The sequence below is a fragment of the Agrobacterium sp. CCNWLW155 genome (assembly GCF_036888815.1).
GTDB classification, from domain to species: domain Bacteria; phylum Pseudomonadota; class Alphaproteobacteria; order Rhizobiales; family Rhizobiaceae; genus Agrobacterium; species Agrobacterium radiobacter.
The window spans coordinates 22,425-48,369 of sequence record NZ_JBAKFW010000005.1; the positions used below are offsets into that span (position 1 = coordinate 22,425).

The following is a 25,945-nucleotide window of genomic DNA, read 5'->3' on the forward strand; positions in this document are numbered from 1 at the left end:
TTTCAGTCAGTGAACTTGCAGAGGAATTTCGATGATGAACCCTGAACAAATCAAGACGGCGCTTGGCTCCGGTCTGTTGTCTTTCCCGGTCACCCATTTCGATGCCGAGGGTCGTTTTGCGGCCGATAGCTACAGGGCGCATGTCGAATGGCTCGCCGGATACAAGGCGCCGGTGCTGTTTGCCGCCGGCGGCACGGGTGAGTTCTTTTCGCTGAAGCCGGATGAGATCCCCACCATCGTCTCCGCCGCCAAGGAAGTTGCCGGCGAAACCGCCATTGTTTCCGGCTGCGGTTACGGCACCGAGATCGCCGTTGATATTGCCCGCTCTGTCGAAAAGGTCGGTGCTGACGGTATCCTGCTTCTGCCGCATTACCTCATCGATGCGCCGCAGGAAGGGCTTTACGCCCATATCAAGAAGGTGTGTCAGTCGGTCGGCATCGGCGTCATGGTCTATAACCGCGACAATTCCGTGCTGCAGGCAGATACGCTGGCGCGTCTCTGCGACGAATGCCCGAACCTCGTCGGTTTCAAGGACGGCACCGGCGATATCGGCCTTGTGCGCCAGATCACCGCCAAGATGGGTGACCGCCTGATGTATCTCGGCGGCATGCCGACGGCGGAACTGTTTGCCGAAGCCTATCTCGGCGCCGGTTTCACCACCTATTCCTCGGCGGTCTTCAACTTCGTGCCGGGCCTTGCCAATGAGTTCTATGCGGCGCTGCGTGCCGGTGAGCGCGCCACCTGCGAGCGCATCCTGACGGAGTTCTTCTATCCGTTCATGGCGATCCGCAACCGCGCCAAGGGTTACGCCGTCTCCGCCGTCAAGGCCGGCGTGCGCCTGCAGGGCTTCAACGCCGGTCCGGTGCGTGCGCCGCTGAAGGACCTGACGAATGAGGAAATCGGCATGCTCGATGCCCTGATCGGCACGCATAAGCGCAAAGCCTGATTAGGGGGCCTGATCGAGACAAGCGGGAGGGGAGCCATGAAAATCACGGCGGTGCGCACGCATCTGCTCGAGCACCGGCTGGACACGCCGTTTGAAAGTGCATCCATGCGCTTTGATCGACGCGCCCATATTCTGGTTGAGATCGAATGTGACGACGGGACCGTCGGCTGGGGTGAATGCCTCGGCCCGGCACGGCCGAATGCCGCCGTGGTTCAGGCTTATGCGGGCTGGCTTATCGGCCAGGACCCGCGCCAGACCGAAAAAATCTGGGCCGTGCTTTATAATGCCCTGCGCGATCAGGGTCAGCGCGGCCTCAGCCTCACCGCATTGTCCGGCATCGACATTGCGCTCTGGGACATCAAGGGCAAGCACTACGGTGCTTCCATCTCGATGCTGCTCGGCGGGCGCTGGCGTGAAAGCGTGCGCGCCTATGCGACCGGCAGTTTCAAGCGCGATGGCGTTGACCGCGTCTCCGACAATGCCTTGGAGATGGCGGAGCGCCGGGCGGAAGGCTTTCACGCCTGCAAGATCAAGATCGGTTTCGGTATCGAGGAAGACCTCAGGGTTATCGCTGCGGTGCGGGAGGCCATCGGGCCGGATATGCGGCTGATGATCGACGCCAATCATGGTTATACCGTCACCGAAGCCATCACGCTCGGCAAGCGCGCTGCCGATTATGGTATCGACTGGTTTGAGGAACCGGTGGTTCCGGAACAGCTTGATGCCTATGCCCGGGTGCGGGCGGGTCAGCCAATCCCGGTTGCGGGCGGCGAGACCTGGCATGGACGTTATGGCATGTGGCAGGCGCTTTCCGCCGGTGCTGTGGATATTCTCCAGCCCGATCTATGCGGCTGCGGCGGCTTTTCCGAAACACAGAAGATTGCGACGCTTGCCACGCTGCACGGCGTGCGCATCGTGCCGCATGTCTGGGGGACCGGCGTGCAGATCGCCGCCGCGCTGCAATTCATGGCGGCGATGACGCCCGATCCGGTGCGCGTCAATCCGATCGAGCCGATCATGGAGTTCGATCGCACGCATAATCCGTTTCGTCAGGCCGTGCTGCGCGAGCCTATCGAGGCGTTGAACGGCATTGTCGCCATTCCCAATGGTCCCGGTCTTGGAATTGAGATCAACCGCGACGCATTGCTTGAATTCAGGATGCCAGACCCGTGAGCGAACTTGTCAGAAAACTGAGCGGCACAGCGCCTCAGCCTGCTTTCCCGAAAGGGGCTGTCGACACGCAGATGCATATGTATCTGCCTGGTTATCCCGCCTTACCGGGCGGGCCGGGCCTGCCGCCCGGCGCCTTGCCGGGACCGGAGGAGTATCGCAAGCTCATGCAGTGGCTCGGCATCGACCGGGTCATCATCACTCAGGGCAACGCCCACCAGCGCGATAATGGCAACACGCTCGCCTGTGTCGCTGAGATGGGCGAGGCGGCCCGCGCCGTGGTCATTATCGATGCGGCCACGACCGAAAAGGACATGGAGAGACTGATCGCCGCCGGCGCCGTTGGCGCGCGCATCATGGATCTGCCTGGCGGTGCCGTGAACCTTTCCGAGCTTGATGCGGTGGATGAGAGAGCGCAGGCGGCTGACTGGATGGTGGCGGTGCAATTCGACGGCAATGGTCTTCTCGATCACCTGCCACGCCTTCAGAAAATCCGCTCACGCTGGGTGTTTGATCACCACGGCAAGTTCTTCAAGGGCATCAAAACGGACGGCCCGGAAATGACGGCTCTTCTGAAGCTGATCGATCGCGGCAATCTCTGGTTCAAGTTCGCCGGCGTCTATGAAAGTTCGCAGGAAAACTGGCCCTATGAGGATGTCGCCGCCTTTTCGCGGGTGATCGCCGCCCATGCGCCGGAGCGCATCGTCTGGGGCACCAACTGGCCGCATAATTCGGTGCGCGAAACGGCTGCCTATCCGGACGATGCCCGCCTTGCCGAACTGACGCTCGGCTGGCTGCCGGATGAGGCGGCCCGTCATCGTGCATTGGTGGAAAATCCGGAAGCGCTGTTCAAGATGCCGCCATTCAAGGCGGCATAGGTCAATTCGGGATGGGAGGGGAAGGGAGGCCCCATCATCCTTTTCAAATGAGAGGTCTTTGCATGCCGGCCCGGATGGGCGTGAAAAAATCGGTCCGATAGCCTTGGAGGGGCTGGGCCGTTTCAACAATGGAGGAGGAAAGCATGAAAAAGATTGCAAGCATGATGTGCGTCGCGATGGGGATCGCGCTATCAGGTGTGGCCGCCGGCGCGCAGGAAATAACCCTGCGCTCCGCCGATATCCACCCGGATGGTTATCCAACCGTCGAAGCCGTGAAATACATGGGCGAGCTGCTGGCCGAGCGAAGCAATGGCCGCATCAAGATCCAGGTCATGAACAATTCCGTTCTCGGCGGCGAGAAAGACACTATTGAGCAGACCCGTTTCGGCGTCATCGACATGAACCGCGTCAACGCCGCCCCCTTCAACAATCTGGTCAAGGAAACCACCGTTCTCGGCCTGCCGTTCCTGTTCCGCTCGACCGAGCACATGCACAATACGGTGGACGGCCCGATCGGCGATGAGGTTCTGGCAGCCTTCGAACCACACGGCCTTGTCGGCCTTGCCTTTTACGATTCCGGTGCGCGTTCCTTCTACACCACCAAAAAGCCCGTCGAAAAACTGGCGGACCTGAAGGGCCTGAAAATTCGCGTGCAGCAGTCCGATCTGTGGATTTCGATGATGCAGGCCTTTGGCGCCAACCCAACGCCGATGCCGATGGGTGAGGTCTATTCCTCACTTGAAACCGGCGTCGTTGACGGCGCCGAAAACAACTGGCCGTCTTACGAATCCGCCCGCCACTATGAAGTGGCGAAAAACTACTCGCTGACGGAGCATTCCCTCAATCCGGAAATTCTCGTCATTTCCAAGATCTCCTATGACAAGCTCTCGCCGGAAGACCAGAAGCTGCTGCGCCAGGCCGCCAAGGATTCCGTTGCCAAGATGCGCGAACTCTGGAGCGCGCGCGAAAAGGCGTCGGAAGAAAAAGTCCGCGCCGGCGGCGCCAACATCATCAAGGTCAACAAAGAGGAATTCGCTGCGGCGATGGGTCCGGTCTACGACAAATTCGTCACCGATCCGAAGATGAAAGACCTTCTGGAACGTGTGAAAGCGGTCAAGTAACGCGCGGAAAACCGGCCCTGGACACAGGGCCGGTTTTCTTTTGTCGCCGTGGATGCGGAGGAACAGACAATGCGAAATTTCATGCGGGCAATCCGCCCCTTTCTCGGCGCGCTCAGCCACGCGTCGCTTTATATTGCCAGTATCGGTATGATCGCCATGACGCTCATCGTCGGCTGGCAGGTCTTTGCCCGTTACATCCTGAATGATTCACCCAGCTGGTCGGAGCCGCTGTCGCTGCATCTCATGTCATGGTTCATCATGCTGGGGGCAGCCGTCGGCGTGCGCGAAAGCGTGCATCTTGGGCTTGATATTCTGCGCTACATGATGTCGCCACGCGTGCAGAAAGTCATGGACTTGACGAGCCTTGCGCTCATCTTTTTCTTCGGCGTCGGTATGGCCTGGTATGGTGCCTCGCTTTCCATGGGCACGTGGTCGGCGACGATCCCGGTTCTCGGCTGGCCCGGCGGCACGGACTTCTTCCCGCTGATCGGCGGCGGTTTCCTCATTGCGCTGTTTTCCGCCGAACGTTTCATCGATCTTATCATCGGCGAGGAAATCGCGGCTGACGTGATCGTGCAGGAGGCTGCGTAAAATGGCTTACACCATTCTCTTCGGCGTCTTCACCCTGCTGATGCTGATCGGCACGCCGATCGCCTTCTGCCTCGGCATCGCTTCCTTCGCCACGGTTCTTTATCTCGGCCTGCCACCCGTCGTTGTGTTCCAGCAGATGAATTCCGGCATGAATGTCTTTGCGATGATGGCGATCCCGTTCTTCATCTTCGCCGGAGACCTCATGGTGCGCGGCGGCATCGCCCATCGCCTCATCCGCTTTGCCGCCGGTCTCGTCGGGCACCTGCGCGGCGGCCTCGGTCAGGTCAATATCGTGGCCTCGACGTTGTTCGGCGGCATTTCCGGTTCGGCCGTCGCCGATGCCTCGGCTGTCGGCGGGCTGATGATCCCGCAAATGGCCAAACGCGGTTATGACAGGGATTATGCCGTCAATATCACAGTCAATGCCGCCATCATCGCGCTGATGATCCCGCCCTCGCATAACATGATCCTCTATTCGATTGCAGCGGGCGGCAACGTCTCGGTCGCCGATCTTTTCACCGCCGGCATCATTCCGGGCCTGCTTTTGGCCGCGGCGCTGATGGTGACGGCCTATATCGTCGCCCGCCGCAAGGGTTATCCATCCGAACCGTTTCCTGGTTTTTCGAAGCTGATGTATTATCTGCTGGCGTCGTTCCCCGGCATTCTGCTGATCGGCATCATCTTCGGCGGTGTGCGCTCGGGCATTTTCACCGCCACGGAAAGCTCCTGCATCGCCGTGCTCTATGCCTTCCTCGTAGCCATGCTGGTTTACCGCGAGCTGGACTGGAACGGTTTCGTGGAAGCGGTGATGGGTGCCGTCCGCACCACGGCCATGGTGCTGCTCGTCATCGGCACGGCGGCGTCCTTCGGCTGGCTGATGGCCTTCCTGCAGGTGCAGACGCTGATGATCGCCGCAATCAGCGCGATTTCGGACAATCCAATCATCGTGCTGCTGGTTATCAACGTCATCCTGCTGCTGCTCGGCACCTTCATGGACATGGCGCCCATGGTCATCATCTCCACGCCGGTGCTTTTGCCTGTCGTGAAGGCCTTCGGCATCGACCCCGTGCATTTCGGCGTCGTGATGATCCTGAATGCCGGCATCGGCCTCAACACGCCGCCGGTCGGAACGGTGCTCTTCGTCGGCTGCGCGGTGGGCGGCATATCGATACGGGAAGCGATGCGGACGATCTGGCCTTTCTTCGGCGCCAGCATCGCCGTGCTGCTCGCCGTCACCTATATCCCGTCGCTTTCCCTGTGGTTGCCATCACTGTTCCGGTAACTCCGGAGGTTCCAAACAAGGAGGCCCCGCTATGCCGGGGCCTTTTCCATTTCGGCGGCAAGCAGCCTCTGTTGTTCATGCTCGTCAAACGCCATCAGATTGCCATGCCGGCTGCGGCGTATCCGGTTCATATGCTCGCGCGGACTTAGTCCCAGTGTGCGCTTGAACATGCGTGAGAAATAATAGGGGTCGCCATACCCCACCTCGGCAGCGGCCGCCGAGACTGAAAGTCCTGCCTCGAGAAAATGCATGGCGCGTTCCATGCGCTTGAATTCCTGATATTTCCGCGGCGTTCGACCCACCCGTTTCTGGAATTCGCGCAGGAAATAATCGCGATTATAGGGCGCTGCGTCTGTCGCCCGACCGGCAATGTCAGGGTCCAGCGGATTGGCCGAAATCATGGTGATCGCCTTCATCACCGCAAGGTCGAGGCCTTCCGTGCCTTCCGGCTGGAAACTCGGGCGGTCAACCCATCCGAGGAAGGCATCGTCGATGAAGGCGATCAGAAGCACCATGAAAAGATGGTGCTGGCCCAGTGTCACGGAAGAGGGCGGGGCGCTCTGCCGGTAGTGACGCACGAGCGGCTCCAAAAGCGGCCAGCGGCTCAGCCGTAATTTCGGCTTCAGGTCCATCTGCGCGATCAGGTTGTGGCGGCCGTAAATGTCGAGCGTGAAATGCTGCGCCACGCCGCGATAGGTCAAGGCCTGCTCGTTCCAGCCGACAAAGCGCTGCCCCTTCAAAATCAGCATCGCATCACCGGGCTCCAGCACCCGCGCCTCGCCATCGACGAGATAGTGCCCGCGTCCTTCCAGGCAGATGATGAGATCGTCCACCTGATTGGATTTGTCGATCTGCCAGGTGCGCGAATGCTCCATCTTGATCGTCGCGCGCGTCAGGTTGAGGTTGAGCGCCGCAGGCGGAACGGATGACAAAATGCCACCTTCGATTTCGTCCATCTTTTTCCTCGTCTTTGTTAATTCACCTTGGCTCGGAAATTTGGTCTTGTCACCGCATAAATAGCTTTTACGCGCCGTATCAATGAGGGAGGAGATCGGTCGCGGCGAGAAATTGCGCCATCACGCGCCCGCCGCCGGCCGTTCCAGGAGAATCACTTGTACGAAATTGTATTCTGTCAGTCGCGTTCCATTGGGGCGCGGGGAGGTGCGGCATGAAATCTCAGCGCTTCCTCGGGCTGGGATATCTGACGCCTTATATCATCGGGCTGCTGGTCTTTACCGCGATCCCGTTTCTTGGCTCACTCTATCTCAGCTTCACCCGTTACGACCTGATGAGCGATCCAAGCTGGGCGGGGCTGGCGAATTACGAGCGCCTGGTCACCCGCGACCGCACCTTCATGAAATCGCTGAACGTTACCCTGTTCTACGTGTTTCTGACGGTGCCGCTGAAGCTTGCCTTCGCCCTCTTCATTGCGGCGATACTCAATTACAAGCTGCAATTCATCAACTTCTTCCGCACGGCCTTTTACGTGCCGTCCATCCTCGGCGGCTCGATCGCGATTGCGGTGCTGTGGCGCTACATCTTTGCAAGCGAGGGGCTCGCCAATATGGCGTTGGCGGCCGTCGGCCTGTCGCCGGTTGATTGGTTCGGTGATCCCGGCAACGCGCTTTTCACCATCACGCTGCTGCGTTGCTGGCAGTTCGGCTCTGCTATGGTGATCTTTCTCGCCGCCCTGCAATCCATCGACAAATCGCTTTACGAGGCGGCCGCCATCGATGGCGCGGGCAAGGTCAGGACCTTCTTCTTCATCACGCTGCCGCTTTTGACACCCGTGATCTTCTTCAACCTCATCATGCAGATGGTGCAGGCATTCCAGGAGTTCAACGGACCTTACATCATCACCCAGGGCGGGCCGCTGAAGTCCACTTACCTCCTGCCACTTTATATCTACGACGAGGCCTTCAAGAAGTTCAACATGGGCTATGCCTCCGCCATCGCCTGGGTGCTTTTCACCATCATCACCGTGCTGACCCTCGTGGCCTTCTGGTCCTCGAAGAAGTGGGTCTATTACGCCGGCGACAAGCGGAATTGATGCCATGACCGATATCGCAACCCTAAACGACATGCAGGCGGCCCGCCGGGCACGGCTCAGGCTGCTCTCCACCTCCGTCCGCTACGTGCTGCTGTTCGCCGTCGGCCTTGTCATGCTTTACCCGCTGATCTGGCTGGTGGGCGCAAGCTTCAAGACCAATTCGGAAATCTTCTCCGGCGCCGGTTTCATCCCGGAAAACCCGACGCTGGATGGCTATATCCGCGGCTGGGAAACCTCGACGCCCTATACGTTCGGCCGGTTCTTCTGGAATTCGTTCCTGATCATCCTGCCGAAGGTCATCGGCACGGCGATTTCCTGCACCATGGCGGCCTATGCCTTTGCCCGCTTCGATTTTCCGCTGAAGAAAATCCTGTTCGGCTCGGTCATCGCCATCTTGCTCCTGCCGAACGTCGTCACCCGCATTCCGCAATATATTCTGTTCCGTGATCTCGGCTGGCTGGATAGTTTCCTGCCGCTCTGGGTTCCCTCGGCTTTCGCCGGTGATGCCTTCTTCGTCTTCATGCTGGTGCAGTTCCTGCGCTCGCTGCCATCGGACATGGAAGAGGCCGCCCGCGTGGATGGCGCCAACAGCCTGCAGACGCTCATCTATATCGTCGTGCCGATGCTGGCGCCGGCGCTGATCTCGGTCTGCCTGTTCCAGTTCATGTGGACGATGAACGATTTTCTTGGGCCGCTGATCTACCTGTCCTCGGTCGACAAATATCCGGTGAGCCTTGCGCTCAAACTCTCCATCGACACCACCGAAGCCTTTGAATGGAACCGCATCCTGGCGATGTCGGTGCTGACGATCGCGCCTGCGCTGATCGTGTTCTTTGCGGCGCAACGGTATTTCATTGAAGGGATCTCGTCTGGCGGGGTCAAGGGCTGAAAATGGCAAGCGTTCAACTTAAAAATCTCGAAAAAATCTATGGCGGCAGCTTCAAGGCCGTGCATGGCATCAATCTCGACGTCGAGGATGGTGAGTTCATGGTGTTCGTCGGCCCTTCCGGCTGCGCCAAATCCACGACGCTGCGCATGGTGGCGGGGCTGGAGGAAATCACCGGCGGCGAAATCCTCATCGGTGACCAGCGCGTCAACGACCTGCCCCCCGGCAAGCGCTCCATCGCCATGGTATTCCAGAATTATGCGCTTTATCCGCATATGAAGGTGCGCGGCAATCTCGCCTTCGGCCTGAAGATCGCCGGTGTCGCCAAGCCTGAGATCGAAAAGGCGATCGACAATGTCGCGCGCATTCTCGAAATCGAGCCGCTGCTCGACCGGTTGCCGAAGCAGCTTTCCGGCGGACAGGCGCAGCGTGTGGCGCTGGGTCGCGCGCTCATCAAGAAACCTGGCGTGTTCCTGTTCGATGAGCCGCTGTCCAATCTCGATGCCAAGCTGCGCGCCTCCATGCGGGTACGCATCACCGATCTGCACCGCCAGCTGAAGGCGGAAGGTCTGTCCTCCACGGTCATTTACGTTACGCATGACCAGACGGAAGCCATGACCATGGGGGACCGTATCTGCGTGATGCAGGCCGGGCGCATCATGCAGGTCGCGACGCCGAAGGAGCTCTACAACCATCCCGCCAATCTGTTCGTGGCCGGTTTTATCGGTATGCCGGAAATGAACCTCGTGGATGTGACCATCGACGGTGCGGAATTCGTCATTGGCGGGCAGCGCCTGCCAATCGGCGAACATCTTGAAAGGCGTCTTTCAGCAAAGCCGGTAGATGCCGTCATCGGCATTCGCCCGCAGCATCTCTCGCTGGCAGGCGAGGCTGATGGTCCGGCCTTGCAGGCGAAACTCACCAATGCGGAATTCATGGGTCACGAGGTCTATCTGCACGCCGATCTCGGCGGCCAGAAGCTGGTGAGCGTGGTGGGGGCGGCGGAGTTCGAAGCGCTCGGACGCGACGGTATCCTGCGGCTGAAGCCGGACCCGGAGAAGCTGCATATTTTCGACAAGGCCGATGGCCGCAACGTCTCGCTGTGAGGAGGGGACGCGCGTGCCTGATTTTTCGAGGAGGAGAAGAACAATGAAGATGATGACAAGAATGATGGCGATGTTCGCCGGTGTAGCCTATGCCGCCATGGCGGCGGCCCCCGCGGCGGGTGCTGCAGAACTGCGCATGTCGTGGTGGGGCGGTGAAAGCCGCCATGTCGCCACCCAGAAGGCCATTGCCGCCTGCGGCGAGAAATACGGCCACACGGTGAAGGGGGAATTCACCGGCTTCGACGGCTATCTGGAAAAGCTGACCACGCAGATGGCCGGCAAGACGGAAGCCGATATCGTTCAGGTCAACTGGCCATGGCTGCCGCTGTTTTCCAAGAACGGCGAGGGTTTTGCCGATCTGCGCCAGCTGAAACCGCTCGATCTTTCGCAATGGGCCGAGACCGATCTGGAGGCAGGATCGATGAACGGCGTGCTGCAGGGGCTTTCCGTCTCCACCACGGGCCGCGTCTTCTTCTTTAACGCCACCACCTTCGAGAAGGCGGGCGTGGAAATTCCGAAGTCCTGGGATGAGTTCTTCGCGGCAACCAAGACCATCAAGGAAAAGCTCGGCAAGGACTATTACACCTTCAATGCCGTGAAAGAGACCGCCCAGTTGCTCGTAACGCTGGCCATCGTGCAGAAGACGGGCAAGGATCTGGTCGACCCCAAGACCAACCGTGTGGCCTGGACGCCGCAGGAGCTGGCAGAGGGCATCTCCTTCGTCGGCAAGCTGGTCGAAACCGGCTCCATCCGCTCCCAGAAAGAGGAGGCGGCCGATGGCAACGTCAATCTCTATGAAAAGCCGTCCTGGTCCGAAGGCCGCATCGCCGGCTCCTATGAATGGGACTCGACCTATTCGAAATATGCCGATCCCCTGAAGGAGGGACAGGTTCTGAAACCGGTGCCGATGCTGAAGCTTGCCGATGCCGTGACGGAAGGCGTTTATCGCAAGCCCTCCATGGTATTTTCGATCTCGAAAAACTCCAAAAATCCGGAAGCGGCTGCTCAGATTCTGAACTGCCTGCTTAACGAGCCGGAGGGCGTCGACGCGCTTGGCACCTCGCGCGGTCTGCCGGCGTCGAAGGCTGCGGCGGCGCGTCTGGGTGACAAGGGCGAGCCGGAAGTGCGCGCCGCCAATGCCATCGTCATGGCGGCATCGGGACCGGTGGTTTCCCCCTTCAACGAACATCCGGAAATCCGCTCGGGCTTTATCGATACGCTTGAAGAATATGCCTATGGCCAGCTGACGGCGGAACAGGCAGCCGAGCAGATCATCGATACGACCAACGATGTTCTTGCCAAGTTCGATTGACGACAATGGCCCGCCGCCTCTGGTGGCGGGCCCTCTATCCGGCCGCCGGATGATATGAAGCATGTCCGCCAAGGGTTTGGCCGGCCATTCACGAAAGACGAGAAGAGAGCATGAACGAACCCCTTGTCATCGCGTCTTCGGCGCGAACGGCAGCGCTTTGCCTTGCCGCGCCCGGCGCTCGATATTTCCTTCCGTCCAAAACGGAATGGCGTCTGACGTCGGCGGATGGCGATGAACGGAGTGGCGAAACCGCGACCGTGGTGGCGCTGCTGCATGATCTCTCCCCGGATACGCGCTATATCTTCGAAGCGGAAGGGTTCGGAAGGCTGGAGTTCAGAACCCTTTCCTGTGCCGGGCGTGTCGATGCCGCGGCATTTCAATTGTTGCCGGATGTTTCGCTCGATGATGAAGAGGGCGCGCGCGCCAATGCGCAGGTGCTGGAAAGGGCGGTTGCCGCCGTGCCGCAGGGCGGCACGTTGCGACTTGCAGCCGGTGTCTGGACCGCCTTTCCCGTGCGCCTCAAAAGCAACATGACCTTTCACCTTGCGCAGGGAGCCGTACTGCGCGCACCTTCCACCCGCAGGGGATGGCCGATATTGCCCGCACGCGATGAGGTCGGCCGCATGCTGGGCAGCTGGGAAGGATTGCCGGATGCCTGTTTTACCGCGCCGGTTCATGCCATCGGGGTAGATAATCTCGTCATCGAGGGCAGGGGCATTCTTGATGGCTCCGGCGACAAGGGCGATTGGTGGAGCTGGCCGAAAGAAACCCGCGATGGCGCGCGCCGGCCGCGTGGTCTGCATCTCGTTTCCTGTCGCAAAACCCAGCTTCTCGGTTTCACGATCCGAAACGCCGCCTCATGGACGATCCATCCGCAGGGCTGTGAAGAGTTGATCGCCGCTGGTCTCAGCATCGTCGCGCCGCATGAAAGCCCGAACACCGATGGTTTCAATCCAGAAAGCTGCCGCAACGTCACGATATCAGGCGTGCGCTTCTCCGTCGGAGACGATTGCATCGCGGTGAAGGCGGGAAAGCGCGGCCCTGACGGCGAGGACGATCATCTTGCGGAAACACGCGGCGTGCGTGTAGGTCATTGCCTGATGGAGCGCGGCCATGGCGGGCTGGTGATCGGTTCGGAAATGTCCGGCGGCGTGCATGACGTGGCGGTTGAGGATTGCGACATGATCGGCACGGATCGCGGCCTGCGCCTCAAGACACGGCGCGGGCGGGGCGGCACCGTCAGCAACATCGCCATGCGCCGGGTGCTGCTGGATGGCGTGAAGACCGCGCTTTCCGCCAATGCCCACTACCATTGCGACGCCGATGGGCATGATGACTGGGTGCAGTCGCGAAACCCCGTGCCGGTCGATGGCGGTACTCCCTTTATCGACGGCATTACCGTGGAGGATGTCGAAATCCGCAATCTCTCCCATGCTGCCGGCGCTTTTCTCGGTCTTGCCGAAGCGCCCATCCGCAACGTCACCATCCGCAATCTCACCATCGTCTCGCGCGATCCGTCGGCCATCGCAACGCCGCCGATCATGGCCGACCGGGTGCGCCCCATGCGCCATGAGGCGATTGTTTTCGAGCAGGCGCATATAGTCTGCGATAATCCCGCCCTGCTGAGCGACGCTTCCGTTTCCATTGTGTCAGATTTCGATTGAGAAACTCCATGAAAGCCACTGAATATTTTGATCAATTCTCGAGCCGCTATCGCTACTACAAGGGCGGAAGCTGGTGTTACGAGGATGGATGTCTCTATCGCGGCTTGCAGCAGCTGTTCGAGGCGACCGGAGAGGCGCGCTGGAATGACCATCTGCACCGTCTGGCCGATGCACAGATAGCGGCTGACGGAACGCTCGCCGGTTACGATCCGCAGGAATATAATATCGACCATATTCTCGCCGGCCGCATTCTCTTTCCCCTTGCGGTGGAAACGGATGATCCGCGTTACCTCGCTGCGGCGGAACATCTGGCGGGACAACTCCGCAGCCATCCGCGTATTGCCTCCGGGAATTACTGGCACAAGAAGCGTTATCCGCACCAGGTCTGGCTGGACGGGCTTTATATGGGACTTCCTTTCCAGATCGAATATGCGCAGGCGACGGGCCGAACAGAACTGATCGACGATGCGCTGCGGCAGTTTTCAGCGGCGCTCGCGGCCACGGCGGATAGTGGCGGGCTTTATGCCCATGGTTACGACGACAGCCGCAGCCAGCGTTGGGCCGATCCTCAGAGCGGCAAGTCTCCCGCCATATGGGCGCGTGCGGTGGGCTGGCTCGCCATGGCGCTGGTGGACGCACTGACCATCCTGCCCGAGGATGGCGCAACGGCGGAGCTTCGGGAGAGCACACGGCGTCTTCTGGCCGGCATCATCGCACGGCAGACTAAGACGGGCCTCTGGATGCAGGTTCTCGACAATCCGGGCCTTGCGGGCAATTATGAGGAAACATCCGCCTCGGCGATGTTTGCCTATGCCTTGCTGCACGCAGTGCGGCTGAAGCTCCTGCGGGGCGAAGAGGCGACTGCCGCCCTTTCGGCGGGCCGCCGCGCGCTTGAGACGCTTCTGGAAACGCGGCTGAAAGCCGATGAAGAGGGCGTGATGCGCCTCACTGGCATCGTGCATGTCGCGGGCCTTGGCGGCTTCGAGGGCAATTATCGCGATGGAACGCCGGAATATTATCTGACCGAACCGGTGGTGTCCGACGATGCCAAGGGTGTCGGGCCGTTGATGATGGCCTATGCCGAAAGCCTGCTTCTGGCCAAGCCGCAGGCTGTTTCAGCGGCGTCATCTGCGGGGTAAATTCCCCGTCGGTCACGCCTTGTTTTTTTCGATGAAACGGATGGCGTCGCCGACGGTCAGGATCGTGCTTGCGGCGGAATCTGGAATTTCCACTCCGAATTCCTCCTCGATTTCCATGACGATCTGAACCGTCTCCAGGGAATCCGCACCGAGATCGTCAGCAAAATTGGCATCGTCCACCACATTGGCGGGGTCGGCGCCAAGCTGGTCCACGATGATTTTTCTGATACGTTCTGCAATGGTGGACATGGTGAGACTCCGAGAAAGTTGCTTGCCGCCGAACCCGCCCGATCTGAATTTGCGCCGAAGATATCCAAGCGAAATCAAGCTGAATTCAAAAGGACAGGCCGCAGAGTCAAAGGGTCAAAAGATCGATGACATCCGGACGTAGCACGCCTTTCGCAGCCGCGAAAGGGTGTCGATCACCCTTTAGTACCCTATAATAATACGGGATGTTTGCCACGTTAACCAGTTTGTGACTGGCAGCGGCAAACCGCTACGCGCTAAAGCTGGTTGCTTGTGAACTTTTAAATCCGCCAGCCACACCGAGCCTCACGCCATGGTCCAGTCGTCCCCGGAACGCTTCATATTGCTCGACGGCATAAGGGGAGTGGCTGCCCTTTTCATCGTCCACCGCCATGCCGAGGATCTGTTCGGGAAAAGCACGGCTTCGAGCTATCTCGCCGTGGATTTGTTCTTTGCGCTCAGCGGTTTCGTGTTGGCGCATGCCTATAGCCGGAAGCTGAGCGAAGGGGCGATTACACCGGGCTTTTTTTTGAAGGCGCGCTTTGCGCGTCTTTACCCTCTTTATGCGCTGGCGCTGGCGTTGATGGCGGCTTATTTCATCTGCCTCTACGTGCTGGGCGTGCCGACGCCGATCGACGATTTGCATCGTCTTGTCGATCCCGGCGAGCTCGCTTTTGCCCTTTTCACGGGGCTGCTGTTTTTGCCGGCGCCCTTCACACTGACCCTGAACGGCGCGTTGTTTCTCGTCAGCCCGGCATGGTCGCTTTTCAACGAACTGGTGGTGAATGCGTTTTATGCCCGCTGGGGTGTTCGGGCCACGACGAGACAGACCGCTGTGGTGCTCACCGTCAGCGCGCTTGTGCTGATGGTGGCGGCCGCCGAGTTCGGCCGTTTGCATGCGGGGTTTCGCTGGCACGAAATGTATGCGGGCATGGGCCGGGTGTTCTTCTCGTTTTTTGCCGGCGTGCTGATTTACCGTTTCCGCAATCGCGTACCGCAGTTGAAACCCTTTCAGGCGGCACTTTGCCTTCTGCTGGTCTGTTTCATTCTGGCGGTGCCCATGTCGCGCGAGCTTCGGCCGTTCTTCGATCTTGCGGTTGTCCTGTTTGTCTGGCCGCTGCTGCTATTCGTGGCCAGCAAGACGGTTCCGGGTCGCCGGGTGGGAATGGTGTCGGTGTTTCTCGGCACGGCGTCCTATGCGGTCTATGTGCTGCATATTCCGCTTCTCGCCTGGACGGAGTTTCTGATCCCGGCGGGGCACAGGGAAAATCTCGCTCTGCCGGCGGGCATTGTTTTTCTCATCGCCACGACGTGCCTGCCATGGTGGCTGACGGTCTATTATGACCAGCCCGTTCAGAAATGGCTGAAGAACCGGTTGAGAAAGCGGAGTGAAATCCGCCAGCCGGTATGATCCTGCCTTGCGGCTGCGAACCTCAATAATGGGCGAAAATCGGGGCTGTCAGCACGAAAGCTGCGACGAGGCTGATGATCGTCAGTTTCGCCGCTCGCATGCGGCGCATTTTGCGGCCGCTCCAGTCATACGTCATACTCACCTCCACGCAGACGCAAAACTTACCGGCATGGGGACAGTCGGGACCCGGCGCAGGCCGGTCATGGTCCCGCAACTCACCTGATGCACATTCCATACCCAAGCTTCCCGGATGCGCCTGATCGCGCGCGGGACGCTCAATTTCAGTGTTGCCTGATATACGGCTTTTGCCAAGCCGTTATTTTCATCGGTGATTTTGAAGGCCGCTTCGCGTGGTTGCCACGAAAAGGGCGGCAACAGTATCACCGGTAAAGAGGCGGCAGACCCTGAATGGCATAACGCGGCAGCGGTCTCCACGGTCTTACGCGTTCATGTTTGTGAACGCCGAACAGAAACAGCATTTCCTCCGAGATATCGGCGGGGTCGGTCAAGCCATCCTGAAAGAGCTGGATCACCTTGCGGGCGGCATTGTTGTAGAGAACGATTTCGTCATCCATGGTGTGGCGATCATAACCGAGACCTTCCAGCACGGACTGGAGCATTTTGAGGTCCTGCGATGTGATGATGCAATTTTCATATGCGGAAGACATGGCGTCCTCCTTTCTTGTGAGGTTCACAAAAGCCGGAGCGTCGCGCTGCCATCCGGAGATGGTGCGAGGACGCTTCAACGCCTTGAGACGCGGGCAGCGCCAGGGAAACCGTTGCCGGCCCGTGGCGTCATGCATGTCGCGTGAATTCCGAATCGCTTCCCTGGTGGTCAGCAGGCGGGACAGGGCTGGAAATGCAGCAGGCCTGACGGTGGCAACGCCCTTTAATTACCGATGACGAAGCGTGCGCCGTTTATGGGGAATAGGCAAGTTAATTCCGTTACCGCAGGGAAGATGCAGCATTCGCTGCCGCAGGCAACAAAAAAGGCCGGGGCAATATTGCACCGACCTTCCTCATATCGCTCTCAACACCAGTGCCAGTACATCCGTGGTCAAAAGTCTGAAGCGACTAAAACAACTGCGAACATCGATTTCATTCGCGCTCACCAGCAGTTGCCATGGGAGCTATTTAAACTGGCAATGTGGCCAAAACAAGTCCGGCGCCTATCGCGATGTTTTTATTCGTCGTGGCTTGCCGGCTGCGCGTCGCACTACTTCTTTTTGCCGTCCGCTGTCGTGGCATTTGCGAACTTGACCTGCGAACCGGCTGGCGGCGCTGCAGCCACTTTCGCCGTCTTGTCCTTCTTCGGTTTTCGGACTTCCTTGTTACTGCGCAATTGACCCTTGGCCATGGTGTCCTCCTCCTGTTGGATTGATGGGGCCTTGAGCGGGTATGAGATAATCCGTTCAAGACCCGTTCGATCGTCGATGCTGGAAATCCCGTCCGGCTATTTCTTGCTGGATCGTTTTTTTGCGGAAACGGGCGTGTCGGTTATGATCGTCGCTTCCTGGGCTTCGCGAAGCTGGCGAAGGCGTTCCGTTTTGCGGGCGCGCTGAGCGGCCTCGGCGTTTATGATCTGCTTTGCGGCGCTATCCGTCAGTGACGCCTTGTCCTGCGCGGATAGTTTGCCGGGTTTGAAAAAAGCTTCTTTTGTCGCAGCCATGGCATTCTCCTTTACGGAAGAGCAGTATCGAACGGCTAGCGGGGGCGGGCAACCTTTTTGGGGGCGGGCAACAGCCCTTCGCGCTGCATTTTTTTCTTCGCCAGCTTGCGGTGGCGGCGCACGGCCTCTGCTTCTTCGCGGACGCGCTTTTCCGAGGGCTTTTCATAGGACTGCCGGGCCCGCATCTCGCGGAAAATGCCCTCACGCTGCATTCTCTTTTTCAGAACGCGAAGGGCCTGCTCTATATTATTGTCTCGAACGAGTACCTGCACGAATATCTCCTTTATGCAGCCGCAGCTGCTATTTTCTGATTTTAATCCTGTCCGGATTGATCCAGCTCGATCCCGTTTCGCGCGCCGATGGGCTTTCGCTGTTGCGCGACGGCGATGGCGCCGAGGTGGGCGCACTTATTTCATCGAGTGCGATGTTGCGCTCGAAATTTTCATGCTGGAAACGCACCCTGTAGCGAACAGTTCCCTGCGCTTCGGGCAGGATCGATACGACCCTGCCAGGACCGTCGGGCTGGTTGTTGCCCAGCACGCCTGGCTTCAAGAATATGGCATCGCCGCATCGGTAGGGATTTTTACGCATGAGGACCTCCATGGCCCAAAAACAAAAGGCCGGGCTTTGACCCGACCTCTCACAATCACTTAAACCTGCAGCCAGTACATCCGTGGTCTGCGGGGTCAAATGACGAATATCAAGCTGCCTGAAGGTTGTCAGCCGAGCTCTTGCCGGACCGACGGTCCTGGACGATCTCGTAGCTGATCTTCTGGCCGTCGTTCAGCGAACGCATGCCAGCGCGCTCAACAGCGGAAATGTGAACGAAAACGTCCGTGCCGCCGTTGTCAGGCTGAATGAAGCCGAAGCCCTTGGTGGCGTTGAACCACTTTACAGTACCAGTGTTCATAACGATTTCCTTTCGTAGAATCGTTGTGGTTCCCGCGATACCTTGCGGGATAAGATCGATTATTTGAGAGGAAATCCGACGGGGAACAGTCTGTTCCAGAACGACGTCACAAGCAATGGTCGATATCCAAAATATAGGCTCAATTTTTGATTTTGCAATGGGCGGAGAACAAAAAAGCACCGGCGAGCCACTGCCCAGCGGGTAAGTATCTGGTTCAGGACACTATTTCCCGATCGCCGCAGAGTCCTTCGGGCTTGGCGCGGCCCTCCGTCCCGTGCGCATCAACCCGCGCCGGGAGACACGTCTTTCTCACGGTCATCCGGCAGGCTGCCCGCGCCCGGCGTCTTGTCATAGTCGGTGAGGGAGGGTTTGGCATGCGGGCCGGCGGGGGGAATGTCGTTCGGGCTGGAAGGCCCTTTTTCAACGGTTTTCGATTTCTTTTTCTTCGTCATATCGCGTCCTCCTTCTTGCAGGGAAAACCCCGGAGAAAAGGTACTGGTTCCGCCTCCACGCCGCGCGGGCGCGTTTTTCCGCCATCAGCGGCGGGAACGCGGTTTTTTCTCTTCCCGGTTCATATCTCGCCCCACCCATTTGAAGAATACGACGAGGCTGACGCCGATGATGATGAGCGGAACGAAGGATTCAAAACTGGACATGATCACTCTTTCTTCCCCCGGCGATCATTTTATCGGCAGGGAAGAAGCGCGTAATCTGCGGAATATCGTCCGTTCTTTTTTGGTAATTGCCGTCTGCGGCCCATCTGTCGACGAGGCCGCAGGCTGCCGCGGCTAAACTGGCAGCGATTTCACCGCCGCTGTGCCGCCCTCACGGGCGCTTTTCAGCGCGGCCACGCCTGTCAGAACGGACATGGCGCCGGCGCGCGAACCCGCCCGCTGCCGCAGCCGGTCGTTCGAGCCCGGCTTGAAGATCATGTCGCGCATGCGGTTGTCGCCGCCATAGTGGCCGCCCGGCTCATGCGGCACCCATATGCGTTCAACACCGCCGCCGAAGCTTTTCACCAGCAGGATTTCGTCCGCCGGCGGCTCCGTCCAGGGCTGCTTTTCATATTGGCGCATTTCGATACGGCCTTTATGGCCGTTGAAGGCAATATGGTGGCCCTCGATCGGCATATAGGTGTTGAGCGAATAGGAGACCTGCACGCCGCTGGCATAGCGGATCGAGGCGCTCATGGTGTCGGGAATGTCGATTTCCTCGCGGAAGACGCAGGCATCGCGCATATAGCCGTCCACCGCCGAAGGGTCCTCATAGAGAGCATCGAGGAAAGGATCGGCGCCCAGATCCATGAAATAATCGCACTCGTTTTTGTGTGGACAGGTGCGACAGCGTGTTCCCCGGAACGGGCCGTTCTTGCCATAATGCAGCAACTGTCCGAACCCCTTTACCTCCACGGGGTCGGAATCGAGATACCAGTTCAGAAGATCGAAATGGTGCGTGGCCTTGTGCACGAACAGGCTGCCGGAATGTTCGGTGAAGGCGTGCCAGCGGCGGAAATAATCCGCGCCGTGCTGGTTATCGAGATACCAGTGAAAATCGACCGAGGTGACGGTGCCGATTGCACCCTCATCGATCAGCTCCTTGATGCGTGCGGCGGTGGGAGAAAAACGATAGTTGAAGGAGACATCCACACGGCGGCCGCTTTTCGCCTCCGCGGCGCGAATACGGTCAATCTTTTCCGGGGTGGTGGTCATGGGCTTTTCGCTGATGACATCGGCCCCGCCTTCCAGCGCGCGGATGATGATGTCGTCGTGAGTATCGTCAGGCGTGCAGACGATGACGAGTTCCGGGCGCTGCTCTTCCATCATCCGGTCGAAATCGTCGTAAAGCGGCGCGCTTGATCCCATCATGGCGCGGGCGCGTTCGGCGCGCATCAGGTTCAGGTCGCAAATGCCGACCAGTTCGACATAGTCGCTCCAGCCGGCCAGCAATTCGCGGCCCCACATGGTGGTGCCGCGATTGCCGGTGCCGACCAGCGCATAGCGTTTGCGTTTCACCTTTTCAGGCATTTGCTCTCTCCCGGATATATCAACAAACAGTCTTGAAACGCTCCACCACGGTGGCGAGGACCTCGTCTACCGGCCGCGCCTGCCAGCGATGCGAAAAGATTTCCACTTCCTGCGGGCCGTGGAAGCCGGCTGCCTCGATCATGGCGCGAAATGCCTTGAGGTCAATCACGCCGTCGCCCATCATGCCGCGATCATTGAGCGGATCGGTGGTAGGCACCAGCCAGTCGCAGATGTGATGCGCCAGAATTTGCTCGTTCTTTCCCGCACGCGCCACTTGCTCCTCCAGTTCAGGGTCCCACCAGACGTGGTAGACATCGATGGCGACGCCTGTTCCCGAACCCAACCTGTCGCAGAGATCGAGCGACTGTTTCAGCGTGTTGAAGCAGGCGCGGTCAGCGGCATAGAAGGGATGAAGCGGTTCGATGGCCAGCGGTACGCCGGCAGCGCGGGCATAGGGGAGCAGTTCGGCCATGCCGTCCTCCACCATCTGCCGCGCACCTTTCAGATCGCGCGAGCCGGCGGGCAGGCCGCCCACGACAAGCACAAGGCAATCGGCTTTCATTGCGGCGGCTTCATCGACGGCGCGTTTATTGTCCTCAATGGCGATGCGGCGGCCTTCGGCATCGTGGGCGGGGAAAAAGCCGCCACGGCAATGGCCGCTGAGACGCAGCCCGTTCCGTTCGACGATGCGGGTGGCTTCGGCAAGCCCGACACCGTGCACCTGCTCGCGCCAGGGCGAGATGGCGGTGATGCCGTGCGCAAGGCAGGCATCGACAATAGCGCCGAAATCGCCACCCTGCCGCACGGTGGCGAAATTGATGGAAAGGCCTTCAAGGCTCATGTCGGTATCTCCCCTCATTCTGTTTCAGCTGATACCCCGGACGGCGAGAAACGCGTTCATGCGCTGCGTCGCCAGATCCGGCTCTGCAAGCACATTGGCCTTGTCCGCCAGCCGGAAAAGCTCGGAGAAATGCTGCGTGGAGCGGGTGCTTTCCTGGCCGCCAACCATGGTGAAATGGTCCTGTAACCCGTTGAGGTAGGCGAGAAACACTACACCGGTCTTGTAGAAGCGGGTCGGGGCCTTGAAGATATGACGCGAAAGCGCCACCGTCGGCTCCAGAATGTCGAAGAATTCATTGTCCGCGCCACGCTTCAGGCTGGCCAGCGCTTTGGAGGCGGCCGGCGCAATGGCGTCGAAAATGCCGAGCAGCGCATCCGAATGGCCCTGTTCGTCGCCGGCGATCAGTTCGGCATAGTTGAAATCGTCGCCGGTATACATGCGCACGCCAGCCGGCAGGCGACGGCGCATGACGATTTCTTTTTCCTTGGAAAGAAGCGAAATCTTGATGCCGTCGATCTTGTCGGCATTCTCCTCGATCATGGCAAGGCAGGTTTCCATGGCCGTCATATGGTCGCCCGAACCCCAATAGCCCTCCAGCGCCGGGTCGAACATTTCGCCCAGCCAGTGGATCACCACTTTTCCTTCCACACGGGAGAGAACCCTGGCATAAGCCCTCAGATAATCATCCGGCGAGCGGGCGGCAGCGGCCAGCGCACGGCTGGCCATCAGGATCACGCGTCCACCTTCTCCCTGAACAAAATCAAGCTGTTCGAGGTAAGAGTCGACAATCTTGTTGAGGTCGTAACCACTGCCATTGAGATGGTCGGTGCCCACCCCGCAGGCAATCAGCGCATCCTTGCGGCTGGCGGCTTCCTTCAGCGAACGGGAGATGAGTTCCTGCGCCTGCGGCCACGCCAGCCCCATGCCGCGCTGCGCCGTATCCATCGCCTCGGCGACACCGAGACCGAGGTCCCACAGGCGGTGACGGAAGCGCAGCGTGGCGTCCCAGTCGATGGCGGGGGTAAGCCACGGATCATTATCGGCAAGCGGATCGGCCACCACATGGGCGGCGGCGAAAGCGACGCGGTTGAAATCCGCAGCACTTCGTTTTTCAACGGCGACCGGCGTGCCTGAGAGTTTGTAGACCTCGATGCTGCGGTCGTCTTTCGGAAGCTTGAGCTCGCTCACATCAGCCTCCTCAGGAAAGGTCGGGAACGTCGAGCCAGCGGCGTTCCTTCCACGATCTCAGCCCAAGTTCGGCAAGCTGCACGCCCTTCACACCTTCCATGAGGCCATAGGGCCAAGGATCATTGTCGACGAGGTGGCGCACGAACATTTCCCACTGCGCCTTGAAGCCGTTGTCGTAGACGACATTGTCCGGCACTTCCTGCCAGGTCTTGTAGAAATCGATGGTCTGCGGCTGGTCCGGATTCCACACCGGCTTCGGCGTATTGGTGCGGTGCTGGGTAAAGCATTTGGTCAGGCCCGCCACCGCCGAACCATGGGTGCCGTCCACCTGGAAGGTGACGAGGTCGTCGCGGCGTACCCGCACCGCCCATGAGGAGTTGATATGGGCAATGGCGCCGCCTTCCAGCTCGAAGGTCGCATAAGCGGCATCGTCCGCATCTGCCTTATAGGCGCGGCCATGCTCATCGAAACGTTCAGGGATATGGGTGGCGCCGAGGCAGCTTACGGACTTCACCGGCCCGAACAGATTGTCGAGCACATAACGCCAGTGGCACAGCATATCGAGAATGATGCCGCCGCCATCTTTCAGGCGGTAATTCCAGGAGGGCCGCTGCGCCGGCTGCCAGTCGCCTTCAAAAACCCAGTAGCCGAATTCGCCGCGCACCGAGAGGATTTTGCCGAAAAAGCCGCTGTCGCGCAGCATGGCGAGCTTGCGCAGGCCGGGCAGGAACAGCTTGTCCTGCACCACTCCATGTTTGATGCCAGCGCTTTCGGCGAGCCGGGCAATGGCCAATGCCTCTTCCATCGTGTCGGAAATCGGTTTTTCGCAATAGACATTCTTGCCGGCCTTGATGGCCTTCTCCAGCAGGCTGCCGCGCATCTGCGTCGTGCCGGCATCGAAGAACAGTGTGTCATCGGGGTTTGCGAGTGCAGCGTCGATGTCGGTCGTCCAGCGCGCGACATTGTGCTTTTTGGCGATTTCCTCGATCTTTGCGCCGTTGCGGCCGACCAGAATGGGGTCGAGCATGACCCTTTCACCGTTCTTCAAAAGCACGCCGCCCTGATCGCGGATGGCGAGAACGGAGCGCACGAGATGCTGGTTGTAACCCATACGGCCGGTGATGCCGTGCATGATGACGCCGATACGTTTCATGAATTTCCTCCCAAGGCGGCCTTCTCCCGAAAAACCGCTTCCGTCAAACATGGCAATTTGTAACCATTTGGTTATTTGTGGTCGTGAAGGATGCGATCTGTCAAGGTGTTTTCGACAGGAAAAATTCGTCTTGTGCGAACTGTCTCGTTTACGTATCGCCACCGCGCCGCAAAAGAAAACGACGCGCTTCGCGGATGCGAATGGCGCGTCGTCGCTGTTGTTAAAGAGGAATTCGGTTCGTCCGACTCAGACCGGCCGCACTGCAGCAAGCAGGGTATCGACGATATGCTGGCCCCAGCGTTCCAGCTCGGCAGGGTCGGTGAGGTCGCGCTGGAAGATCGTCGACAGCGTGAAACGGTTCGACAGGTAAAAGGCGCCAAGCGAGGCGATCGTCAGATAGACGTCGATCGGATCGAGGCCATCACGAAATTCGCCCGCGTCGCTGCCCCGCCGCAGCACGTCCTCGAGTTCCGAAATAAAATTCGAATGCATCGCCGCAATCGTCGGAGATTGCCTGAGATAGCGGGCTTTATTGAGGTTTTCCGTGGCGAGGATGCTCAGGAATTCGGGATGGTCGAGGAAGTAGTGCCAGGTGAAAAGCGCAAGCTCGCGCAAGCCCTCCGACGGAGCCTTGCGGGTCAGGTCAAGCCGTCTTTCAGTATGGCGGATATGGCGATAGGCGTCTTCCAGAACGGCGAGATAAAGCGCATCCTTGTCGCCGAAATAATGGTAGATCATCCGCTTGTTGGTGCCGGCACGCCGGGCGACAACATCGATTCGCGCCCCTGCCAGCCCCTTGGCGGCCACCTCACGGCGGGCGGCTTCGAGAATGGCGGCGCGCGTTCTTTCCGGGTTTCGCACCTGTGCCGTCGCGCGTTTGCGCTTGGGCGACGGTGTGTTCTCCGCGGCCGGATCGAGCGGCTGGTTTTTTGTCGTTTCTTCCATTTCAGCACCCGCTTGACAATGTTTGCGATCAGTGTTCCCATGTAACCAATTAGTTATAAAACGGCAAGTGTCGTTTACGTTCATCATCAATTGGCAGTCAATAGGGAGGAGTTGCCAATGCCCGTGATGCTTCAGAGGAGAGGTGTGCTTTCAGCAGGGCTTGCGGCCCTGTCGCTTGCAACATTGGGAGGGGGTTCGGCGCAGGCTCAGGCCGCGCGCCTTCGCATGTTGTGGTGGGGTTCGCAGGAGCGCGCCGATCGCACCAACAAGGCGATAGCAGCCTATAAGCAGGTCAAGCCGGATCTCGACATTGCCGGTGAATTCGCGGGCTGGAGCGATTACTGGCCGCGCCTTGCAACGCAGGTTGCCGGCCGCAATGCGCCTGACCTGATCCAGATGGATTATCGCTACATCTTCGAATATGGCCGCCGCGGCGCGCTTGCGCCGCTGGATGACTATATCGGCAAGGACCTGAAGATCGAAGATTTCGGCAAGATGAACATCGATTCCGGCCGGGTTGATGGCAAGCTCTACGGCATCAATCTCGGTGTCAATTCCAGCGCTGTCTTCTTCGATAAGGCAGCCTGGGAGAAATCAGGCGCAACGCCGCCAGCGATCGGCCAGACCTGGGAAGAGTTTGCCGAAAACGCCGCCAAGCTCAGCAAGAACAAGCCGAAGCCCGGTTATTACGCGACGGCCGACGCCAGCGGCGTGGAGCCGAGCTTTGAAAACTGGCTGCGCCAGAACGGCAAGTCGCTCTACACGCAGGATGGCGGCATTGGCTTTGATCCGACCGATGCGACCAAGTGGTTCACCCTGTGGGCGGATCTGCGCAAGAGCGGCGCCTGTGTGCCCGCCGATGTGCAGGCGCTTGACCAGCTCAACATCGAAACGAACCCGCTGACGACGGGCAAGGCGGCAACCGCATTTGCCCATTCCAACCAGTTTGTCGGTTATCAGAAGCTCAACAAGTCCAAGCTTGCCATAAGCTCCTATCCGAAGAGCACGAAGGATGGCCCTTCCGGCCATTACCTGAAACCTTCCATGCTCATCAGTGTCGCCAATGGCAGCCCCGGCATTGAGCAGGCTGTCGGCTTCATTAATTTCCTCGTTGCGGAACCGCAGGGTATCGACATTCTCGGCGTCGAGCGCGGCGTTCCGGCATCGGAATCCATGCGCAACCAGCTGAGCAGCAAGCTCGACGAGGTCAGCAAGATCATGGTGGACTATATCGCCGAGATTACCCCCGGCGTCGGCGATCTGCCGCCGGCACCGCCTCCGGGCGCGGGCGAATTCGCCTTTGTCCTCAAACGCACGGCGGAGGAAGTCGGTTTCGGCAAGATCACGCCGGAAGAGGGCGGTGACCGCCTCGTCAAGGAATCCGAAACCGTTATCAAACGGAAGTGATGGTTT

The 25,945-nt window shown here is 59.4% G+C and carries 28 protein-coding genes; 14 read left to right on the forward strand and 14 right to left on the reverse strand.

Features of this window, described 5'->3' with window-relative positions; all coding sequences use genetic code 11:
• The first annotated feature begins 34 nt into the window (after nt 1-34).
• From kdgD to V6S97_RS18025, 6 genes are all read left to right on the forward strand, one after another.
• Nucleotides 35-946 (forward strand): 5-dehydro-4-deoxyglucarate dehydratase, encoded by a 912-nt coding sequence (gene kdgD, locus V6S97_RS18050; RefSeq protein WP_080867429.1) that lies wholly within the window; start codon nt 35-37, stop codon nt 944-946.
• Between the two features lie 36 nt (nt 947-982).
• The gene (locus V6S97_RS18045) at nt 983-2,119 is read left to right on the forward strand and encodes a D-galactarolactone cycloisomerase (RefSeq protein ID WP_111821061.1); all 1,137 of its coding nucleotides are present in this window, start codon (nt 983-985) and stop codon (nt 2,117-2,119) included.
• Nucleotides 2,116-2,994, forward strand: coding sequence for an amidohydrolase family protein (locus V6S97_RS18040; RefSeq protein ID WP_087745502.1), 879 nt, complete (start codon nt 2,116-2,118; stop codon nt 2,992-2,994). Before V6S97_RS18045 ends, V6S97_RS18040 begins: the two co-directional genes overlap by 4 nt.
• Nucleotides 2,995-3,137: 143 nt before the next feature.
• Entirely contained in the window at nt 3,138-4,115 is a 978-nt protein-coding gene (locus V6S97_RS18035; RefSeq protein ID WP_026372454.1) for a TRAP transporter substrate-binding protein, read from the forward strand.
• A 69-nt stretch (nt 4,116-4,184) separates the two neighbouring features.
• Nucleotides 4,185-4,706, forward strand: a complete 522-nt coding sequence (locus V6S97_RS18030; protein ID WP_020812561.1) for a TRAP transporter small permease — start codon at nt 4,185-4,187, stop codon at nt 4,704-4,706.
• A 1-nt stretch (nt 4,707) separates the two neighbouring features.
• Nucleotides 4,708-5,988, forward strand: coding sequence for a TRAP transporter large permease (locus V6S97_RS18025; protein ID WP_020812560.1), 1,281 nt, complete (start codon nt 4,708-4,710; stop codon nt 5,986-5,988).
• A 29-nt stretch (nt 5,989-6,017) separates the two neighbouring features.
• On the opposite strand, the gene V6S97_RS18020 is transcribed toward V6S97_RS18025, so the two are convergent.
• Nucleotides 6,018-6,944, reverse strand: a complete 927-nt coding sequence (locus V6S97_RS18020; RefSeq protein ID WP_020812559.1) for a helix-turn-helix transcriptional regulator — start codon at nt 6,942-6,944, stop codon at nt 6,018-6,020.
• Between the two features lie 212 nt (nt 6,945-7,156).
• Here V6S97_RS18020 and V6S97_RS18015 point away from each other — a divergent pair, with 212 nt between their 5' ends.
• From V6S97_RS18015 to V6S97_RS17990, 6 genes are all read left to right on the forward strand, one after another.
• Nucleotides 7,157-8,038, forward strand: coding sequence for a carbohydrate ABC transporter permease (locus V6S97_RS18015; protein WP_111821060.1), 882 nt, complete (start codon nt 7,157-7,159; stop codon nt 8,036-8,038).
• A 4-nt stretch (nt 8,039-8,042) separates the two neighbouring features.
• Entirely contained in the window at nt 8,043-8,927 is an 885-nt protein-coding gene (locus V6S97_RS18010; RefSeq protein ID WP_003508131.1) for a carbohydrate ABC transporter permease, read from the forward strand.
• A gap of 2 nt (nt 8,928-8,929) precedes the next feature.
• Nucleotides 8,930-10,030 (forward strand): ABC transporter ATP-binding protein, encoded by a 1,101-nt coding sequence (locus tag V6S97_RS18005; protein WP_003508132.1) that lies wholly within the window; start codon nt 8,930-8,932, stop codon nt 10,028-10,030.
• A gap of 43 nt (nt 10,031-10,073) precedes the next feature.
• On the forward strand, nt 10,074-11,342 hold the full coding sequence (locus tag V6S97_RS18000; protein WP_111821059.1) for an ABC transporter substrate-binding protein: 1,269 nt from the start codon (nt 10,074-10,076) through the stop codon (nt 11,340-11,342).
• A 110-nt stretch (nt 11,343-11,452) separates the two neighbouring features.
• Nucleotides 11,453-13,006, forward strand: coding sequence for a polygalacturonase PglA (gene pglA / locus V6S97_RS17995; protein ID WP_111821058.1), 1,554 nt, complete (start codon nt 11,453-11,455; stop codon nt 13,004-13,006).
• Between the two features lie 8 nt (nt 13,007-13,014).
• Nucleotides 13,015-14,145, forward strand: a complete 1,131-nt coding sequence (locus V6S97_RS17990; RefSeq protein WP_111821057.1) for a glycoside hydrolase family 88/105 protein — start codon at nt 13,015-13,017, stop codon at nt 14,143-14,145.
• A 12-nt stretch (nt 14,146-14,157) separates the two neighbouring features.
• Here V6S97_RS17990 and V6S97_RS17985 read toward each other — a convergent pair whose 3' ends face one another.
• Nucleotides 14,158-14,394 carry an acyl carrier protein gene (locus V6S97_RS17985; protein WP_020810476.1) on the reverse strand — a complete coding sequence of 79 codons (237 nt, stop codon included), beginning with the start codon at nt 14,392-14,394 and terminating at the stop codon, nt 14,158-14,160.
• 310 nt (nt 14,395-14,704) lie between these two features.
• On the opposite strand from V6S97_RS17985, the gene V6S97_RS17980 reads away from it, so the two are divergent.
• Nucleotides 14,705-15,802, forward strand: a complete 1,098-nt coding sequence (locus V6S97_RS17980) for an acyltransferase family protein (RefSeq protein ID WP_334427553.1) — start codon at nt 14,705-14,707, stop codon at nt 15,800-15,802.
• Nucleotides 15,803-16,182: 380 nt separating this feature from the next.
• Here V6S97_RS17980 and V6S97_RS17975 read toward each other — a convergent pair whose 3' ends face one another.
• From V6S97_RS17975 to V6S97_RS17920, 12 genes are all read right to left on the reverse strand, one after another.
• Complete coding sequence (locus V6S97_RS17975) at nt 16,183-16,470, reverse strand: hypothetical protein (RefSeq protein WP_020810478.1); 288 nt, start codon at nt 16,468-16,470, stop codon at nt 16,183-16,185.
• Nucleotides 16,471-17,018: 548 nt separating this feature from the next.
• Nucleotides 17,019-17,159, reverse strand: coding sequence for a hypothetical protein (locus V6S97_RS17970; protein ID WP_003508140.1), 141 nt, complete (start codon nt 17,157-17,159; stop codon nt 17,019-17,021).
• A 96-nt stretch (nt 17,160-17,255) separates the two neighbouring features.
• Nucleotides 17,256-17,471, reverse strand: coding sequence for a hypothetical protein (locus V6S97_RS17965; protein WP_111821055.1), 216 nt, complete (start codon nt 17,469-17,471; stop codon nt 17,256-17,258).
• A gap of 35 nt (nt 17,472-17,506) precedes the next feature.
• Nucleotides 17,507-17,743: a 30S ribosomal protein S21 gene (gene rpsU, locus V6S97_RS17960; protein WP_020810479.1), complete on the reverse strand. Its 237-nt coding sequence runs from the start codon at nt 17,741-17,743 to the stop codon at nt 17,507-17,509.
• 28 nt (nt 17,744-17,771) lie between these two features.
• The gene (locus V6S97_RS17955) at nt 17,772-18,062 is read right to left on the reverse strand and encodes a hypothetical protein (protein WP_003508143.1); all 291 of its coding nucleotides are present in this window, start codon (nt 18,060-18,062) and stop codon (nt 17,772-17,774) included.
• Nucleotides 18,063-18,171: 109 nt separating this feature from the next.
• On the reverse strand, nt 18,172-18,381 hold the full coding sequence (locus V6S97_RS17950; protein ID WP_003508146.1) for a cold-shock protein: 210 nt from the start codon (nt 18,379-18,381) through the stop codon (nt 18,172-18,174).
• Between the two features lie 281 nt (nt 18,382-18,662).
• A complete protein-coding gene (locus V6S97_RS17945; protein ID WP_003508147.1) occupies nt 18,663-18,833 on the reverse strand; it encodes a hypothetical protein in 171 nt (56 codons plus the stop codon).
• Between the two features lie 336 nt (nt 18,834-19,169).
• Complete coding sequence (locus V6S97_RS17940; protein ID WP_003508149.1) at nt 19,170-20,405, reverse strand: Gfo/Idh/MocA family protein; 1,236 nt, start codon at nt 20,403-20,405, stop codon at nt 19,170-19,172.
• Nucleotides 20,406-20,424: 19 nt separating this feature from the next.
• Nucleotides 20,425-21,246 carry a sugar phosphate isomerase/epimerase family protein gene (locus V6S97_RS17935; protein ID WP_111821053.1) on the reverse strand — a complete coding sequence of 274 codons (822 nt, stop codon included), beginning with the start codon at nt 21,244-21,246 and terminating at the stop codon, nt 20,425-20,427.
• A 24-nt stretch (nt 21,247-21,270) separates the two neighbouring features.
• On the reverse strand, nt 21,271-22,434 hold the full coding sequence (locus V6S97_RS17930; protein ID WP_111821052.1) for a dihydrodipicolinate synthase family protein: 1,164 nt from the start codon (nt 22,432-22,434) through the stop codon (nt 21,271-21,273).
• Nucleotides 22,435-22,444: 10 nt separating this feature from the next.
• Entirely contained in the window at nt 22,445-23,587 is a 1,143-nt protein-coding gene (locus tag V6S97_RS17925) for a Gfo/Idh/MocA family protein (protein WP_162691921.1), read from the reverse strand.
• Between the two features lie 246 nt (nt 23,588-23,833).
• Nucleotides 23,834-24,532 carry a TetR/AcrR family transcriptional regulator gene (locus V6S97_RS17920; protein ID WP_111821051.1) on the reverse strand — a complete coding sequence of 233 codons (699 nt, stop codon included), beginning with the start codon at nt 24,530-24,532 and terminating at the stop codon, nt 23,834-23,836.
• A gap of 117 nt (nt 24,533-24,649) precedes the next feature.
• Between V6S97_RS17920 and V6S97_RS17915 the strand changes: the two genes are divergently transcribed.
• Nucleotides 24,650-25,939, forward strand: coding sequence for an ABC transporter substrate-binding protein (locus V6S97_RS17915; protein WP_111821050.1), 1,290 nt, complete (start codon nt 24,650-24,652; stop codon nt 25,937-25,939).
• Nucleotides 25,940-25,945: the final 6 nt, after the last annotated feature.

Excerpts from the sequence above, each read along its gene's own strand:
- kdgD (WP_080867429.1), top strand. The coding sequence starts at position 35 with ATGAACCCTGAACAAATCAAGACGGCGCTTGGCTCCGGTCTGTTGTCT.
- V6S97_RS18045 (WP_111821061.1), top strand. The coding sequence starts at position 983 with ATGAAAATCACGGCGGTGCGCACGCATCTGCTCGAGCACCGGCTGGAC.
- V6S97_RS18035 (WP_026372454.1), top strand. The coding sequence starts at position 3,138 with ATGAAAAAGATTGCAAGCATGATGTGCGTCGCGATGGGGATCGCGCTA.
- V6S97_RS18030 (WP_020812561.1), top strand. The coding sequence starts at position 4,185 with ATGCGAAATTTCATGCGGGCAATCCGCCCCTTTCTCGGCGCGCTCAGC.
- V6S97_RS18025 (WP_020812560.1), top strand. The coding sequence starts at position 4,708 with ATGGCTTACACCATTCTCTTCGGCGTCTTCACCCTGCTGATGCTGATC.
- V6S97_RS18020 (WP_020812559.1), bottom strand. The coding sequence starts at position 6,944 with ATGGACGAAATCGAAGGTGGCATTTTGTCATCCGTTCCGCCTGCGGCG.
- V6S97_RS18015 (WP_111821060.1), top strand. The coding sequence starts at position 7,157 with ATGAAATCTCAGCGCTTCCTCGGGCTGGGATATCTGACGCCTTATATC.
- V6S97_RS18010 (WP_003508131.1), top strand. The coding sequence starts at position 8,043 with ATGACCGATATCGCAACCCTAAACGACATGCAGGCGGCCCGCCGGGCA.
- V6S97_RS18005 (WP_003508132.1), top strand. The coding sequence starts at position 8,930 with ATGGCAAGCGTTCAACTTAAAAATCTCGAAAAAATCTATGGCGGCAGC.
- V6S97_RS18000 (WP_111821059.1), top strand. The coding sequence starts at position 10,074 with ATGAAGATGATGACAAGAATGATGGCGATGTTCGCCGGTGTAGCCTAT.
- pglA (WP_111821058.1), top strand. The coding sequence starts at position 11,453 with ATGAACGAACCCCTTGTCATCGCGTCTTCGGCGCGAACGGCAGCGCTT.
- V6S97_RS17990 (WP_111821057.1), top strand. The coding sequence starts at position 13,015 with ATGAAAGCCACTGAATATTTTGATCAATTCTCGAGCCGCTATCGCTAC.
- V6S97_RS17985 (WP_020810476.1), bottom strand. The coding sequence starts at position 14,394 with ATGTCCACCATTGCAGAACGTATCAGAAAAATCATCGTGGACCAGCTT.
- V6S97_RS17980 (WP_334427553.1), top strand. The coding sequence starts at position 14,705 with ATGGTCCAGTCGTCCCCGGAACGCTTCATATTGCTCGACGGCATAAGG.
- V6S97_RS17975 (WP_020810478.1), bottom strand. The coding sequence starts at position 16,470 with ATGTCTTCCGCATATGAAAATTGCATCATCACATCGCAGGACCTCAAA.
- V6S97_RS17970 (WP_003508140.1), bottom strand. The coding sequence starts at position 17,159 with ATGGCCAAGGGTCAATTGCGCAGTAACAAGGAAGTCCGAAAACCGAAG.
- V6S97_RS17965 (WP_111821055.1), bottom strand. The coding sequence starts at position 17,471 with ATGGCTGCGACAAAAGAAGCTTTTTTCAAACCCGGCAAACTATCCGCG.
- V6S97_RS17955 (WP_003508143.1), bottom strand. The coding sequence starts at position 18,062 with ATGCGTAAAAATCCCTACCGATGCGGCGATGCCATATTCTTGAAGCCA.
- V6S97_RS17950 (WP_003508146.1), bottom strand. The coding sequence starts at position 18,381 with ATGAACACTGGTACTGTAAAGTGGTTCAACGCCACCAAGGGCTTCGGC.
- V6S97_RS17945 (WP_003508147.1), bottom strand. The coding sequence starts at position 18,833 with ATGACGAAGAAAAAGAAATCGAAAACCGTTGAAAAAGGGCCTTCCAGC.
- V6S97_RS17940 (WP_003508149.1), bottom strand. The coding sequence starts at position 20,405 with ATGCCTGAAAAGGTGAAACGCAAACGCTATGCGCTGGTCGGCACCGGC.
- V6S97_RS17935 (WP_111821053.1), bottom strand. The coding sequence starts at position 21,246 with ATGAGCCTTGAAGGCCTTTCCATCAATTTCGCCACCGTGCGGCAGGGT.
- V6S97_RS17925 (WP_162691921.1), bottom strand. The coding sequence starts at position 23,587 with ATGAAACGTATCGGCGTCATCATGCACGGCATCACCGGCCGTATGGGT.
- V6S97_RS17920 (WP_111821051.1), bottom strand. The coding sequence starts at position 24,532 with ATGGAAGAAACGACAAAAAACCAGCCGCTCGATCCGGCCGCGGAGAAC.
- V6S97_RS17915 (WP_111821050.1), top strand. The coding sequence starts at position 24,650 with ATGCCCGTGATGCTTCAGAGGAGAGGTGTGCTTTCAGCAGGGCTTGCG.